The following is a 15,351-nucleotide window of genomic DNA, read 5'->3' on the forward strand; positions in this document are numbered from 1 at the left end:
CTTCGAGAAACCGGTTCCCGGGCAGGTCGACCGCAATTGCGCCCGAAGTCATCGCAGACGTGAGTCGCCCTGTGCCGGTGCAGCTCCCACAGCCTCGAGAAACCGGTTCCCGGCCTGTCGTCGTCGGCAGTTGTCACCGGGTTGGCCCTCCCGTCGTTCGAGAAACCGGTTCCCCGATGCGCCCTTCTCATGGAGGTGGTCTGCCGGGCTGTTTTGGCCCGCGAGTTCCGTCTGGCTCTGCTTATTCGAGAAACCGGTTCCCGCGTGAATCAGAGCCGCGACCGCGGTCCCGAGAAACCGGTTTCTGAGCGCACTTTGGCGGCCGGGAACCGGTTTCTCATCCGGTAATCTGACCGCAAGTGGAGGTACCTTGTACTCCGCGTAGGGCCGGCGTCGGCCCCTTTGAGTAACTGGGAGGGTCCGATGGCGAAGCCGGCCAAGACCGGGGTGACGATCGGCGAGGTGGCCCGGGCAGCCGGCGTCTCGAGAGCGACGGTGTCGCGGGTGATGAACGGCCGTTCCACGGTCGCGCAGGACATCGCCGAGCACGTACGTGAGGTCGCCGAACGCCTCAGCTACCGCCCGAGCAACGTCGCCCGCAGCCTCTCGATCGGCCGGACGAACTCCGTCGCGCTGGTCGTACCCGACCTCGGAAACCCCCTGTTCCAGCAGATCCTGCGCGGCCTGATGGCCGCCGCCGACGAGGACGGCTGCCGCGTACTCGTCGCCGAAAGCGCTGAGGACGCGCTCGCCGAACCCGAGATCGCGCACGAGGCCCGAATGCGTTGCGACGCGTTGATCCTGGCGTCGCCGCGGATGGCGGACGACCAGCTGCTCGAGCTGCTGCCCCTGGTGAAGCCGGCAGTACTGATCAACCGCCAGCTCGACGACGGCGACGTCCCCGGCTTCTGGGTCGACTACGCCGACGGCATGCGCTCGATCGTCGCCCACCTGGTGGAGCTGGGGCACCGCCAGATCGTCTACGTCGAGGGCCCGGCGGGCAGCTCGTCGGGCGTGGCGAAAGCAGCGGCGCTGAAGGCCTCGGTGGAGCAGTACTCCGGCCTCGACGTCAGCACCCTGCCCGGCGGCTCGACCGTCGCCCACGGATACGCCATCGCCGACCAGGTGCTGGCCACCCGCGCCACGGCCGCGATCACTTTCAACGACCTGGTGGCGTTCGGGCTGCTCGCCCGGCTGAACGAGAGCGGCGTCGCGGTGCCAGGCGACATCTCGATCGCCGGCTTCGACGACATCGAGCTGGCCCGCTACGCCACGCCTTCCCTCACCACCGCGGCCGTGCCGCAGGCCGAGCTCGGCCGGGCCGCCTGGCAATCCCTGCGCGACGTACTCCGCACCGAGCCGGACGACGAGTACCCATCAGCCGCGGATGGTGCCGTGGTGCCGAAGGACGGCGCGGCGGCTGTGCGTACGGATGGCGGCAGGTTCGAAAGCTCACAGGAGAGCACGGGCACCAGGTTCGTCCCGAAGCTCGAGGTGCGGGCCAGCACCGGCCCGGTGCCGCCGGCGCGCCGCTTCTCCGCTCCGTCGTCCGACACGGCCGGCCTCTCCCGGAGTACGTCCGGGCCGGGGGCCTCGGCCGCTTGGCGTTCGGACGCGACCGGCCTGGTGCTCGAGGGGCTGGGGACGCCGCTGGCCCGCTACCAGCCCGGCGACGATCTGCCCGACGTACACAGCCCACGTCCGTACCTCGATCCGATCCACTCACTCGCCGGCGTACCCGTCACCGAGCGGAGCCCCGTCGACCACCGCCACCACTACGGCCTGTCGCTGGCGATCGCCGACGTGAACGGGACGACTTACTGGGGCGGACGTACCTTCGTCCGCGGGCAGGGGCCGACGCTGCTGCCCAATCATGGCCGGCAGATCGGCGGTTCGGCCCGCGTCTCGGACGACGGTACGACGCTGACGCAGGAGGTCGAGTGGGTCGACCAGGCTGGAGTGCATCAGCTCGCGGAGGACCGGACGCTGCGCGGTGTGCTGGTACCCGAGGTCGAGGGCTGGGCGCTGCGGTGGCGCAGCCGCCTGATCGCCGACCGGGAGGAGCTGACCTTCTCCAGCCCGGCGATCAACGGGCGTCCGGGCGCGGGGTACGGCGGACTCTTCTGGCGCCTGCCGAACGCCGACGAGACGCTCGTGCTGGCGGCCGGCGCGGCGGGGGAGACATCGGCGCACGGTTCGCGTTCGACCTGGATCGCGTTCGCCCAACGCCGCGGCGAAAGCTGGGTGTCGGTGGTGCTGGCCCAGCCCACCCAGGCCGACTACCCGTGGTTCGTCCGAGTCGCCGACTACGTGGGCGCGGGCCCGGCGGTGGCCTGGGACTCCCAGACCGTCATCGAGGAAGACGACCACCTCGACCTCTACCTCGACGCGATCATCGTCGACCGCCAGCTGGACCGGCAGGACGCCGCCGACCTGGCCGAACTCGCGATGGCCCGCCTGAGCGTCGGTTTCCCCTCGGCCTAGCCCGGTTCTGCTGCCGCTGGCGGCGGCGAGCCGTTCGCTTCGCGGCTGGCCCGGCCAACGCCCAGCCGTCGCGGCGGCGGGTCGGCGGGTCGGTTGTCGCTGTGCCCTGGCCCGGTCGCCGTGCTCTGGCCCGGTCGATGCCGCGAGCCGGCATCGGTCGTCGAGGCGCCCTCTGCGGCGGACCGCACGTCGCGTTGTGCTCGGCATGTGTGGCGCCGGCTACGCGGGCCGTCGTGTCCGCTTGCGCACTCCCGTCCCTGGTCCACCCCCCTGCAGCACTCTGGCTCGGCCGGTGCGACTTGCCGCACTCGTTTGGATGCCGTCACGCTCTTCGAGCGATCGCCGGTGCTCACTGCGGGCGCGTCGCATCCGCGCTGGGGCGCTGCGCTGCTGGGCGGAGGTGCTACGTCGGGCGTGCCGCGGGTACGGCTTGCTGTGCGATCTGCGTCGCTGTCGCCGCGTTGTTCGAGGAGGGCGGATGCTGGCTGCGAGCTCGTCGCCCGCGCGTCGCATCCGTGCTGGGGCACCGTGCTGCTGGGCGGAGGTGCTACGTCGGGCGTGCCGCGGCGCGCGGCTTGCTGTGCGATCTGCGTCGCTGTCGCCGCGTTGTTCGAGGAAGGCTGATGCCGGCTACGAGCTCAGCAGCCCGCGCATCCGTGCTGGCACCGGATCGTGCTGTGCTGGGAGGCGCTCCCGCATCGGCAGGTTGGTCGGTTGCTTCCGGCGCTGCGCCTTACTCCGCGCGGTTGGAGTCGTCTCCGTGCTCGGGATGGGGCGACGCCTTGGCCTCAGTCCTTGTGTCATTGGGGCGTGCTTGACGCGCTGTGAGAGCGAGACTACGTTCCCAAGAAACCGGTTTCTCGGACCTGTCATAGTGCGGGAGGAAGCCCGATGTCGCAGCTCAGAAGGCTTTTTGCGCGAACCGGTACATCAGTGACGCTTGCCGCCGTGATCGCGGTTTCGGCGGCGTTCGGGCCGCCGGCTCAGGCCCGACCCTTAGCGCATGGGTCCAGCTCGATTCCGGGCGAGACCGGGGTTGATCACGCGGGTGACAGCGGCCCAGTTCGCGGGCGCGAGAAACCGGTTTCTGAGGGGGTCCAAGGCAGCAGCCAGCGGTCCAGCCAGGCGCATCCCGAGAAACCGCTCTCCGCGACGGTCTCCGGCAGCGCCGGCCAGCGTCGTACGATCCAGCCCGCGCCCGCAGCCCGTACGACGGTGGCCGCCTGGGCCGGCGCCGGCCGGCTGGATCGCAGCCTCGGCAACCCGACCGATCCCGCCGTCGCCGGGAACCGGTTTCTCCGAGCGGTAGGCGCCCCGCACACCGAGACCGCGGACGGGCCGGTGTGGTCGCCGCGAGCAACCGGTTTCGCGTCCACACCCTCTGATGATCTGCCGGAGGGAACGATCGGCGGCACCGGCGGGCGTACCGTCATCGCATCGGATGCGGCCTCGCTCGCCCGCCACGCCGCCAGCACCGAGCCGCTGACCATCGTCGTACGCGGAGAGATCCAGGTAGAGCCGTTCGGCTCGATGATCCGCGTCGCCTCCAACAAGACGATCGTGGGGCTCGGGCCGCGAGCCGCGCTGGTCGGCGGCGGCCTGTTCCTCGACGGCGTCCACAACGTCATCGTGCGAAACCTGACCTTCCGCGACTCGTACGTGCCCGCCGACTGGGACGGCAAGAGCGCCGACAACGACAACGACGGCATCCGGCTGGACACGTCGTCGCACGTATGGATCGACCACAACGAGTTCGCCCGGCTCGGCGACGGCCTGGTCGACGTACGTCAGGACTCGACTGCCGTCACGCTTTCGTGGAACCGGTTTCTCGATCACAACAAGGCAATCGGTGTCGGCTGGACGACAAACGTGATCACCACGATCACGTTGCACCACAATTGGTTCGCCAACACCTACCAGCGCAACGCGAGCGTCGACAACGTGGCCGCCGGGCACCTGTACAACAACTATCTCGACGGATTCGGGCAGTACGGCACGATGTCGCGGGGCGCGGCGCAGCTGGTGGTGGAGGCCAGCTACTACGTCAACGGCGAGGACCCGATCGTCGCGAAGGACGCGGACTCGAAGGTCGACTCGCGGGGGAACCGGTTTCTCGCGATCCGCGGTCGCCGGGACCAGACTGGTTCGACTTTCGAACCGTCACAGTTCTACGCCTATCAGGTCGATCCGGTCGACGACGTACCGGCGATCGTCACAGCCGGCGCCGGTCCGGTCGGCCCGATCCGGGAGATCGGCCGCCGGGTACGCGTCGCGCTCGACGGGTCGGGCGACTTCGCCAGCATCGGCGCTGCTGTGGGCGCGGCAGCGCGGGCCACCCATCCGGTGGAGATCGTCGTGGCGCCGGGCACATACCGTGAGGTGGTCCGGGTCTTTCCCGACGCTGATCACCTGACGATCCGAGGCACGACGCGCGATCCGGCTGATGTCGTGCTGACGTACGACATCGCGGCTGGGCAGCAGAAGTTCTACGGCGGCACGTTCGGTAGCAGCGGCTCGGCGACACTCGCCGTGTTCGCGAACGACGTGACGCTGCGGAACCTCACCGTGCGCAACGACTACGACGAGGCAGCTAACGGACCGAGTCAGTCGCTGGCGCTGCGTACGATCGGTGACCGCATCGTGCTCGACGGCGTGCGGCTGATCGGCAACCAGGACACCTATCTGGCCGAGTCGCCTTCGCGCGACGTCCAGTCGCGGGTGTACGCGACGCGCTCGTACGTCGAGGGCGACGTCGACTTCATCTACGGCCGGGCGACGGCAGTGTTCGCGAACAGCACGATCCGCTCGCTCGACCGGCACGCGACGGTGAACGGGTACGTCACGGCGGCGTCGACCGTCACGGGGAACCCACACGGTTTCCTCTTCACCGGCTGCCGCTTCGTTTCCGACGCCGCGGCGGGCTCGGTGTTCCTCGGCCGGCCGTGGCATCCGAGCAGCGATCCGAACACCGACCCGGCAGTCGTCGTGCGCGACTCCTGGCTGGGCGCCCACATCGGAACGCCGGCCTGGACCGACATGAGCGGCTGGTCCTGGCGGGACGCGGAGTTCTTCGAGTATCGCAACACCGGACCCGGCGCCGCCACCGGCGACGGCCGGCCGCAACTCACGGAAGAGCAAGCAGCCTCCGCAACGGTTGCCTCCTACCTCGCCGGCCCCGACGGCTGGTCACCCTGGCGCCGCTGAACTGGAGTCGACCATGGCAGCGGCCGTGGCGAGCGCAACGCCGCGCCGGCGAGCGCTCGACGAAGCGGGGTGAGGCAGATGTGCCGAGCAGGGGCAGCGGTCGACGAGGTACGCAGTGAGTACGCGAGGAGGAGCAATGTGTCAGTCGCAGCTTGGCGGGAGGGATGTGGGGTGGTGTCGGCGTTCGGGCGCGCAGGGCGGCGGCGTGCGTGTGCCGGAAAGGACGGGCGGGTTGCGGAGACCACAACAGCGGCGAGCATGCCTACGCGCGAGGCATCGGCGGTGACGAAGCAACGGCACGCGGGCGAGTCACGGCAAAGGGGCGGCTGCGGCCGCGCACTGACCTGCCGGCCGCAGAAACCGCCCCAGCAAACGCCCTGTCGTCAACCCCAGGCTACGAAGCCTGGTAGACCTCCAGCTCGACGATCCGCGAGTAGTCGTTGTTGTTCGACGCCAGCGCCACGATCCGCACGCCGGTCGTCAGCAGCGGCGAGTCGTACGTGAACTCCACCACCCCCGCCGTGTTGTCGCGCACGCTCGACACGTTCACCCACTTCCCACCTTCGTCCAGGACCTCGACGTCGAAGTCCTTCAGGCCGTAGCGGGCGGCCGGGAAGCGCACCGAGTTCAACGTGTAGACCACCACCCGGCCGATCGGCTGCGCCCCGCCCACCGTCGAGATCGCGTAGGTGTCGGGCCAGACTCGCGACGTACCGTCGTTCCAACCGGTCAGCGTGTCCCAGTCCTCGGAGCTGGTGTTGCCGTCGACCCCGCCGCAGACGGCGAAGTTGCCGTGCGTCGACGACGCCGAGACCGGGCCGCCCAACGCCAGGTTCGCGCCCGGCCCGGACGGCTTCGGCGTCACGACAGCCGACGACGACGCCGACGGCCCGCGCGATCCGACCTGCACCGAGACCCCGTACGTGCCCCCCGCGGACCCCAACGGCGCCGAGATCTGCGCGGTCACGACCACATCGTCCGAAGGCGGTACGTACGTCGAGATCACGTCGTGCGACGTGGTCAGCGGCCCTTCCGGCTCGATGAAGACGTCGACGTACGCCCCCGTCGAGCCGGTGTTCCCGATGTCGATCGGCAGCGGCTGCCCACCGCACGGCGCGGCGAGCACCGCCATCGGCCCAGGCGCGACGGACAACGTGATCGAGCCCCGCGCCGCGCCCGCGGGCCCGGCCGTACCGAACAGCACCGCACCCAGCAGCGCTGCGAGGGTGAACATGCTGAGACCCCTTGTCATGCGTGAGATCACTGCTCAGGCTCCTTCAACGGCTCGGGCGGCTCCACCTCGTCGGCGCTCGCGTACGCCAGGCCGCGTGCCGCGTTCTCGCTGACGTCCTGCAGTCCCGGCACACCGGCCTCGACGACCAGCGAAGCGCGCGTGAACACCTCAGCGCCCCGCTGCCGTACGTACGGCACGACGCGGTAGTCCGCGTTCCAGGTCTCCGGCGTCACGGAGAAGCGCACATAGCCGCGCTGCCCGTTGTAGAACTTGATGTGGTCGTTGGCGGCCAGGAACTGCGTCCCGAACTCGTCCATGTCGGCCCCGTCCATACCCGACGAGATCGACGTGCCGAGAAACTCCGTCGCGATCGTCGGCGAGGCCGGGTCGTCGAAGTTCTGCTTGACGTTGGCCGCCATGCTGCGGTGGAAGTCGCCCGACAGCACGATCGGGTTGCGCACCTGCCGCTCGACCAGTCCGGCCAGCACCCGGTCCCGAGCAGGCGTGTAGCCGTCCCACAAGTCCATCGACAGCGCCAGGCCGGCGTTGGTGTTGAAGTCGACCTGCGACAGCATGATCTGCTGCGCAAGTACGTTCCAGGTCGTACGCGACTGCGCCAGCCCGTCCATGAGCCAGGCCTCCTGCGGGTCGCCGAGCAGCGTGCGCGCCGGGTCGAGCCGGTCCACGCAGTCGGTCCGCAGCCCGTCGCCGCAGGCCTGGTCGCTGCGGTACTGCCGGGTGTCGAGCACGCTGAACTCCAGCAGCCGCCCGAACGTGAAGCGCCGGTAGATCGGCATGTCCGGCCCCACCGGCTCCAGCGGCCGCAACGGCATGTGCTCCCAGTACGCCCGGTACGCGTTCGCCCGGCGCACCAGGAAGTCCTCCGGCGTCGCCGACGGATGCGCGAGGTTGGCGTAGTTGTCGACCACCTCGTGGTCGTCCCAGGTCAGGATCCAGGGCGCGGCGGCGTGTGCGGCCTGCAGGTCGGGGTCGAGCTTGTAGAGCGCGTACCTGTCGCGATACTCCGACAGGTAGACGGTCGGACTGAAGTACTTGTCCGGCAGCGTGGCGTCCGGCCGGCCGCCGTTGGTCCCGACGCCGTACTCATAGAGGTAGTCGCCGAGGTGGAGGACCACATCGACGTCCTCCTCCGCCAGATGGCCGTAGGCCGTGTAGTAGCCGTCGAACCATGCCTGGCACGACACCATCGCGAACCTGAAGTCGTCCAGGACCTGCCACGTCGCCGGGGCGGTCTTGGTCCGCCCGACAGGCGAGATCTGGTTGCCGGCCTTGAAGCGGTAGTAGTACTCCCGGCCGGGCCGCAGCCCGCGCACGTCGACGTGCACCGAGTGGACGTACTCCGGTTTCGCCGTGGCCGTCCCGCTGCGAACCACCCGGCGGAACTGCGGGTCCTCCGCGACCTGCCAGGGCACGGGTACGCGTACCTGGTCCATGCCGCCGAGCGACGCCAGCGGCTCCGGCGCCAGCCGCGTCCACAGCACGACGGAGTCGGGCAGCGGATCGCCGGACGCCACTCCGAGACTGAACGGATAGTTGCTGAAGCTGGTGACCTCGCGAGTCCGGGTCGACGGCTGCGTCGCCAGTGGTCCGAGTGCGAGCGCCAGCGCGCCCAGCCCGAAGTACCCGACGAACTGCCGCCGGTCCTGTTGGCCGTACGGTCCGTACGGGCCGAGCTGGTCGATGCTGAGCGAGGCACGCTCAAGATCGTGGTTGCCCCTCAAGGTATGGCCCCTCCCGCCCATGGCCCGCCCGTGAAGCGGGCCAATCGCACCACGGTCGCCAGCCTGGTGAACGCCGTGGTGACGTGGAGGTGAAGGCCCTGCCCCCGGTCGGTGAAACGTCGATCTGTCCGGCTCCACCAGGTGGCCCCTCCACGCTGATCTCGTCCGGAGTCAACCTCACGGCATACACCTTGTCCAGTGGGCAAAACCGGCACCTAATGGCCTGTTCACGTGCGTGAACACACGCGACGTGTTGGTTTCGTTACCTTGGAAGGCGTTTGCCTGATGTGAGCCGCTGGGCACATTCCGGGGGAATGCCGGCAGCTCGTACCAAGTGACCTTGTTAGTGGCTTGTTAGAGCGGCCGGTTTCACTGTGCGCGGGCACCCCACACCACCCATACGGGGACGAGGAGACATGACCAACCACGTACGCCGCCTGCTGGTGGCGTCCATCATCATGCTCAGCACGGCCGTTGGGCTGGCCGCGTGCGGCGGCGATGGCTCGGGCAGCGCGGATCCCACGACATCGGCCGCGAGCGACGATTCGTCGGCGACGCCGACGCCGACCGAGCCGCCGGAGCCGACATCGTTCGACGACGTGCCGACCAAGGCGCTGACCTACCACTACTCGTCCAGCGATTTCGCCGTGATGCTGAAGCCGATGCAGGTCCAGTACTTCTCACAGTTCGCGGACACGCCGGCCGAGCCTGGCACGAAGTTCATGGTGGTGTTCACGGCGATGCGGCCGAAACTGGCCGACCGGGGCGTGAATCACCTGCAGATGAGGGAGCTGTACCTGCGCTTCCAGCCCGCCGGCACGGGCTGCTCCAGTCCCTCTCACGTCAACAACGTCGAGACCTGCTTCATCACCAACAAGACCTCGGTGATGCCCATAGCGATGGATGAGTCGGACTGGCAGTCGGAGACCTGGATGACGCTCGACCTGATGGGGATCGATCTGGACGCCGGCGTCGACTACCGAGAGCCGCTGGTCTTCCAGATCAAGGACGGGTCCGAAGCCAAGGACGGCTACCAGCTCTGCGGAAACGCCGACGGCAAGTTCCTCCTCGGGACCGACGACGAACTTGCCGAGCTCCCGTGTGTGCCGATTCCCACTCCTGACGCTACGGGGAACTGAAAGATGACGATGCGTAAGACGCTGACCGCTGTGCTGATCGCCGGAGTGGCTCTGGCGGCCGCCGCGGGCTGCGGGTCCAAGACCGACGACAGTCCGAACGCCGACGACAAGTCGTCCGCGTCCGCGTCGGCCAAGCCGACCAGGACCGCGACGCCGACGCCGACGTTGCCGCCCGCGAAGACCGCCGACCCGCCGCTGAAGTTCGACAAGGCGGCCGGGGTCGACCTGCCGTTCAAGCTGGGTCAGGGCAACCTCGCCGGCGACGTGACGACCAACTTCACCACGCTGTCCGGGCGGACGGCGTACATCGTCAGTGCGTACGACCTGTCGGCGGTCGACCTGATCAGCGCCAAGCAGCTGTGGAAGACGCCGATCGAAGGTGCGCCGGCCGACCCGAACGCCCAGGCCGGGCCGTTCGTGAACGACGCCGGGCCACGTCCGCCGCTGGTGTCGGAGGACGGCAAGACGGTCTACGGCGCGTTCCCGGTCACTGTGCCGGGCAAGGGCACCACGCCGTCGCACTTCGCGGTCGTGGTGATGGCCGTCGGCGCGGAGAAGGGCGACGTCGAGTGGTCGGCGCTGGTCGACGCACCCGACCCGGACACCAATGGCGACCGTGCGATCACGCGCGTGCTTGGTGTGACGGACCAGGCGGTCGTCGTCACGTACACCACCACCAACGCTGCTGAGACGTTCGCGATCGCGCCGAACACGAAGGAACCGCTGTGGGAGGCGCGTGGCTTGATCGCCCGCAGCCTGAACGGCGACGTCGTTGTCGGCATCAGTGACGCCGAGCCGGGGCTACCGTCGCAGACGCGGATCGTCGGGGTCGGGCTGACCGACGGCAAGGAGCGCTGGGTGGCCGCCGAGACGTGGAGCGGCGCGGTCGAGAACGCCGGTCCCGACACCGCGATGATCGCCTACGTCAACTCCACGGGTGACGAGACGATGGCGTTCGTCGACCCCGCCACCGGGAAGCCGAAGCAGTCCGCGCTGGCCAGGAACGGTGGCATCGAGGGACTGAGCGAGCTCGGCGAGTGCCAGTACGACCAGAAGTCGATCATGGTGTGTCAGGTCGGCGGGGAGATGTCGCAGATGATGGCGTTCGACGCGTCGACCGGCAAGCAGCTGTGGGCGCTGCCGAAGGACAAGAACGACCAGCGCCAAAGGCCGGGGTTGAGCGCCGTCTGGCACGGGGCGATCTACGGCACGACCTCCAACGGGCCGATCGTGCTGGACGGCCAGACCGGGGCCGACAAGGAGATCGCACCGGGGATCGCGCCGGACTGGGTGAGCGAGTACGGCGGCATCGCTTCGAGCGTCGATGGCGCCGACGGTCCGGTGGCGTATCCCGTGGCCGAGTAGCTGCCTCTGGGTTTGCGGGGCTGGGCCCGTTCCTGGCGCGGGGGGTGCGCCGGGAACGGGCCTGTTTGTTTGCCGGCACCGCGATGAGTTGACCGCGGTGTGGAGGTCCATCTCCTCGAAGAGATTTCGTAGGAAGATCTCGGCAGAAAGTTCGGGAAGGCTGTCCCGCGCGGGTCGGTGGCTCCGACGTAGCGGTCGACAGGCGCCCGGCACTGGCGAGGCGCCGCGAACATCGAGGAGCCGGACATGCAGTACATCCTGTTGGCCTACACGAACCCGCAGAGCTGGACCGACGCGACGGCCGAGGACGTCCAGAAGGCGTGCGACTTCTACGAGGAGCTCGGCAAGGAGCTCATGGAGTCGGGCGAGGCGGTCTACAACGCGGGGCTGGGCGAGCCGTCGCACACCGTGACGGTACGCAAGGGGGAGAGCGGGCCGGTCGCTACGGATGGTCCGTATGCCGAGCTCAAAGAGGTGCTGGTGAGCTTCGGCATCGTCGACTGCAAGAGCCACGACCGCGCGCTGGAGATCGCTGCTCGCGTCGTCGACGCGTTGGGTGACACGGTGGAGGTGCGGCCGCTCGGTGCTGGGGATCCCGGAGCGGAGCTTTGAGAGAAACCGGTTTCGAGGACCTGCTGCGCGAGCTGGCGCCGCAGGTCCTCGGTGCGGTCGTCCGGCGGTACGGGCACTTCGACGCGGCCGAGGATGCGGTGCAGGAAGCGCTCCTTGCCGCCAGTTTGCGGTGGCCGCAAACTGCGGTACCCGCAGATCCCCGTGCCTGGCTGATTCAGGTGGCCGCGAACAAGCTGACCGACCAGTTGCGGAGTGAGCAGGCCAGGCGGCGGCGCGAGGACACGATGGCGGTACGCGTGCCGTTGGACTCGTACCTGGCGCCCGCGGCTGACCTGCCGCGTACCGGCGACCAGGACGACACCCTCGTTCTGCTGCTGATGTGCTGTCATCCGGTGCTGGCCGAGCCGGTGCAGGTCGCGTTGACGTTGCGGGCGGTGGGTGGGCTCACGACGGAGGAGATCGCGCACGCGTTCCTCGTACCGGAGGAGACGATGCGGAAGCGGATCACACGGGCGAAGCAGCGGATCAAGGCGTCGGGGGTGCCGTTCCGGATGCCGCCGGCGGCGGAGCTGGACGCCCGGGTGCGGGCGGTGCTGCAGGTGCTCTATCTGATCTTCAACGAGGGGTACACGGCGACGGCGGGGCCTGCCTTGGTGCGGGCCGATCTGACCGCGGAGGCGATCCGGCTGGGGCGGATCCTGAGGAACCGGTTTCCCGCTGCTGGCGAGGTGGCTGGGCTGCTGGCTCTGATGCTGCTGACGGACGCCCGGCGGTCGGCGCGGCTCGGGGCGGACGGCTTGGCGGTGCCGCTGGCCGAGCAGGACCGGGGTTTGTGGGACCGCGCGGCGATCGCGGAGGGCGTCTCGCTGGTGACGTGGGCGATGTCGGAGAGCCGGCTCGGGCCGTACCAGGTGCAGGCGGCGATCGCGGCGGTGCATGACGAGGCTTCGCGTGCGGAGGAGACCGACTGGCGGCAGATCCTGGCGCTGTACGACCTGCTGGAACGGGTCGAGGGTGGGAGTTCGAACCCGGTGGTGCGGCTGAACCGCGCGGTCGCGGTGGCGATGGTGCACGGCCCGGCGGCGGGCTTGGCGGCTGTGGAGGAGTTGGCATCGGACTCGCGGCTCGGTGAGCAGCATCGGCTGAACGTGGCGCGGGCGCATCTGCTGGAGCTGGCGGGGGACCTGGCTGGGGCGATGGCGCACTATCGGGCCGCTGCTGGGCGGGCGGGGAGCTTGCCGGAACGGCGGTACTTGCTGACGCGGGCGAGCAGGCTCGAAGGAACGCTACCGGCTTAGCTTGTTTTGATGGTAGCGTTGGTTGTTGTGAACGTGGACGCTTCCAACCTGCCGCTGGTCGCTGGGCACCGTGCGCTCGACCTGGTGAACACGGTCGAGCCTCGGGTGGCCGGGCAACCGCCGGAACGCGACCACCTGGGGGCGCCGTCGGCGCTGCTGGTGTGGGCACGTCGAGCCGGCCTGGCCGACGAGGCCGAGCTGGCGGAGGTGGCGCGAGCCTGGGAACGCGACCCCGGCGCTGCGCGGGCCGCGCTGGCCGCGGTGACGGAGATTCGGGAGTCGCTGTACGCCGCCCTGGCCGCCACGATGGGCCTGACCCCGGCCGACGCGGCCGAGACAGGGGCGGCGCTGGAACGGCTGCACACCAGGTGGCATGCCGCAGTGGGTCGCTCCACCCTCCGCCTACAACCAACCCAGACCGACGCTGCCTCGCCCGCCGCCCACACCACTCGAGATGGCGGTGCCGGTGCGGTCGCGGAGGGGTTCGACGGCCAGTTCCGTGCTGCGGCTGATTCGGGAGCTGCCGTCCATGTCGACGATGCTGCTTCGGCCGCGGCCCACGCCTCTCGAGACGGCCCTGATGCGCAGGCGGATGGTTCCGGTGATGTCGGTACACCGGCCGATCCGCGCACTGCCCTCCGCGCCACTGGCGCTGCTTCGCCGGTTCACGCCGCTCGAGACGATTCCGGAGCGATCGTGGAGGGGTCCGATGGCGGCGTCGGTGCTCCGGTCGATCCAGGCGCTGATCTCTGGCCAACCGGGTCCGCGGCTTTCGCTCGTTCCACTCCCACGCTCGTTGTCGGGATGGCGCCGGCGTTGCTGTTGCCCGATCGCGCGGCTGCGGCCGCCTATGAGCTGCTGTTCAGCGCCGACCTCGGGCGGCTGGGGCGGTGCCCTACCGAGGACGGCGGTTGTGGCTGGCTCTTCCTCGACCACAGCCGTAACCGCTCGCGGCGGTGGTGCCGGATGGCCGACTGCGGCGCCGAGGTCAAGGCGCGCAGGCTCACCGAGCGCCGGCGCGCGGCGCGCACTCCCTCCGCCTCAAGCGACCTCTCGAGCTGAGGAAACCGTCAAAATGGCTTACGTAGGTAGCAACGCTCGCGCGATCGGCACGCTGCTCGCGCTCTCGGTGTCCACGTTCACCTACGTCACCACCGAGACCCTCCCGATCGGGCTGTTGCTGCTCATCGCCGGGGATCTGGACGTGTCGCCGTCGGCGGTCGGGCGGTTGGTGACCGGTTACGGGCTCGTGGTCGTCCTCGCGTCGATCCCGTTGACGATGGTGACGCGCAGGGTGCCGCGGCGCTACCTGCTGACCGGCCTGCTGGCGACGTTCGTGCTGGCCATGCTGCTGTCCCTGCTTGCCGACAGCTACTGGATCCTCCTCGCCACCCGCGTGGTCGTCGCGCTGACGCAGGCGTTGTTCTGGTCGGTGGCCACGCCGACCGCGGCCGGGCTGTTCCCTCCGCGCATCCGCGGCCGCGTGCTCGCCGTCCTGTTCGCGGGCCCGTCGGTTGCGTCGGTGTTCGGCATCCCCGCCGGAACCTGGCTCGGCCAGCTCGCCGGCTGGCAGACGCCGTTCGTCGCCCTCGCCGCGGTCGGCCTGGGAGCGATGGTGAGCCTCGCCGTCCTGCTGCCCACGTCGAAGCCGGAGCAGAGCCACGCCGCCCGCGGCACCGAGCCGGACGCGAGGCGCTACTGGCTACTGGTCGTCACCACCGCGCTCGCGATCACCGGCGCGTTCGCCGCATTCACCTACGTCAGCCCGTTCCTGATCCAAGTAACCGGTTTCTCGGCGGCTGCGATCGGCCCGATCCTGATGGTGCGCGGCGTCGTCGGCATCGCGGGCATCGGAATCGCCGGCGGCCTCGCCGATCGCAACGCCTGGCTCGCGATGGTCCTGCCGGTCGCGCTGCAGGCCGTGGCCCTGCTCGGCATGTACGCGTTCGGCCAGGTCAGAGCCGTAACCGTCGCCCTGATCGGACTGTCCGGCGTCGCGATGGCAGCCCTCGCCAGCGCGCTGTCCGTACGCGTCCTCCAGGTCGCGCCCGGCGACTCGTCGGTGGCCTCCGCGGGTACGTCGACCGCGTTCAACGTCGGCATCACCGCCGGCGCCCTGCTGGGCAGCGTGCTGCTCCCGGCGTTCGGCGCCCGCAGCACCGCCCTGGCCGGCGGCCTGCTGAGCCTCGCGGCCCTCGCCGTCGCGCTGCTCGAGCCGCTCGTCGCCAGGCGCCCAGGTCAGAGCATGATCACCAAGCCCGCACCTGCGTGTGCGCCGAGCGTTCCGTAAGGTCTGTGCGTACATCTCATTC

10 protein-coding genes are annotated in these 15,351 nt (G+C 69.6%); 8 read left to right on the forward strand and 2 right to left on the reverse strand.

Annotation, left to right across the window (positions count from 1 at the left end; genetic code table 11):
- Window positions 1-423: 423 nt before the first annotated feature.
- Both ACYVF6_RS02165 and ACYVF6_RS02170 read left to right on the forward strand, forming a co-directional pair.
- Entirely contained in the window at window positions 424-2,484 is a 2,061-nt protein-coding gene (locus tag ACYVF6_RS02165) for a DUF6807 family protein (RefSeq protein WP_460515123.1), read from the forward strand.
- 1,215 nt (window positions 2,485-3,699) lie between these two features.
- Window positions 3,700-5,688 carry a pectinesterase family protein gene (locus tag ACYVF6_RS02170; protein ID WP_460515125.1) on the forward strand — a complete coding sequence of 663 codons (1,989 nt, stop codon included), beginning with the start codon at window positions 3,700-3,702 and terminating at the stop codon, window positions 5,686-5,688.
- Between the two features lie 394 nt (window positions 5,689-6,082).
- Here ACYVF6_RS02170 and ACYVF6_RS02175 read toward each other — a convergent pair whose 3' ends face one another.
- On the reverse strand, window positions 6,083-6,922 hold the full coding sequence (locus tag ACYVF6_RS02175; RefSeq protein ID WP_460515127.1) for a hypothetical protein: 840 nt from the start codon (window positions 6,920-6,922) through the stop codon (window positions 6,083-6,085).
- A 26-nt stretch (window positions 6,923-6,948) separates the two neighbouring features.
- On the reverse strand, window positions 6,949-8,664 hold the full coding sequence (locus tag ACYVF6_RS02180) for an alkaline phosphatase D family protein (RefSeq protein WP_460515128.1): 1,716 nt from the start codon (window positions 8,662-8,664) through the stop codon (window positions 6,949-6,951).
- 416 nt (window positions 8,665-9,080) lie between these two features.
- Here ACYVF6_RS02180 and ACYVF6_RS02185 point away from each other — a divergent pair, with 416 nt between their 5' ends.
- From ACYVF6_RS02185 to ACYVF6_RS02210, 6 genes are all read left to right on the forward strand, one after another.
- A complete protein-coding gene (locus ACYVF6_RS02185; RefSeq protein WP_460515130.1) occupies window positions 9,081-9,803 on the forward strand; it encodes a hypothetical protein in 723 nt (240 codons plus the stop codon).
- A 3-nt stretch (window positions 9,804-9,806) separates the two neighbouring features.
- Entirely contained in the window at window positions 9,807-11,168 is a 1,362-nt protein-coding gene (locus tag ACYVF6_RS02190; protein WP_460515132.1) for a PQQ-binding-like beta-propeller repeat protein, read from the forward strand.
- Between the two features lie 246 nt (window positions 11,169-11,414).
- Complete coding sequence (locus tag ACYVF6_RS02195) at window positions 11,415-11,780, forward strand: YciI family protein (RefSeq protein WP_460515134.1); 366 nt, start codon at window positions 11,415-11,417, stop codon at window positions 11,778-11,780.
- Window positions 11,777-13,039: an RNA polymerase sigma factor gene (locus ACYVF6_RS02200; protein WP_460515136.1), complete on the forward strand. Its 1,263-nt coding sequence runs from the start codon at window positions 11,777-11,779 to the stop codon at window positions 13,037-13,039. The genes ACYVF6_RS02195 and ACYVF6_RS02200 overlap by 4 nt, the downstream gene beginning before the upstream one ends.
- A 27-nt stretch (window positions 13,040-13,066) precedes the next feature.
- On the forward strand, window positions 13,067-14,101 hold the full coding sequence (locus tag ACYVF6_RS02205) for a CGNR zinc finger domain-containing protein (RefSeq protein ID WP_460515138.1): 1,035 nt from the start codon (window positions 13,067-13,069) through the stop codon (window positions 14,099-14,101).
- A gap of 13 nt (window positions 14,102-14,114) precedes the next feature.
- Complete coding sequence (locus tag ACYVF6_RS02210) at window positions 14,115-15,329, forward strand: MFS transporter (RefSeq protein ID WP_460515140.1); 1,215 nt, start codon at window positions 14,115-14,117, stop codon at window positions 15,327-15,329.
- Window positions 15,330-15,351: the final 22 nt, after the last annotated feature.

Source organism: Flindersiella endophytica (assembly GCF_054779015.1).

What these genes read in the sequence shown, in the direction of transcription:
- ACYVF6_RS02165 (WP_460515123.1), top strand. Translation starts at nt 424, where the DNA reads ATGGCGAAGCCGGCCAAGACCGGGGTGACGATCGGCGAGGTGGCCCGG.
- ACYVF6_RS02175 (WP_460515127.1), bottom strand. Translation starts at nt 6,922, where the DNA reads ATGTTCACCCTCGCAGCGCTGCTGGGTGCGGTGCTGTTCGGTACGGCC.
- ACYVF6_RS02185 (WP_460515130.1), top strand. Translation starts at nt 9,081, where the DNA reads ATGACCAACCACGTACGCCGCCTGCTGGTGGCGTCCATCATCATGCTC.
- ACYVF6_RS02190 (WP_460515132.1), top strand. Translation starts at nt 9,807, where the DNA reads ATGACGATGCGTAAGACGCTGACCGCTGTGCTGATCGCCGGAGTGGCT.
- ACYVF6_RS02195 (WP_460515134.1), top strand. Translation starts at nt 11,415, where the DNA reads ATGCAGTACATCCTGTTGGCCTACACGAACCCGCAGAGCTGGACCGAC.
- ACYVF6_RS02210 (WP_460515140.1), top strand. Translation starts at nt 14,115, where the DNA reads ATGGCTTACGTAGGTAGCAACGCTCGCGCGATCGGCACGCTGCTCGCG.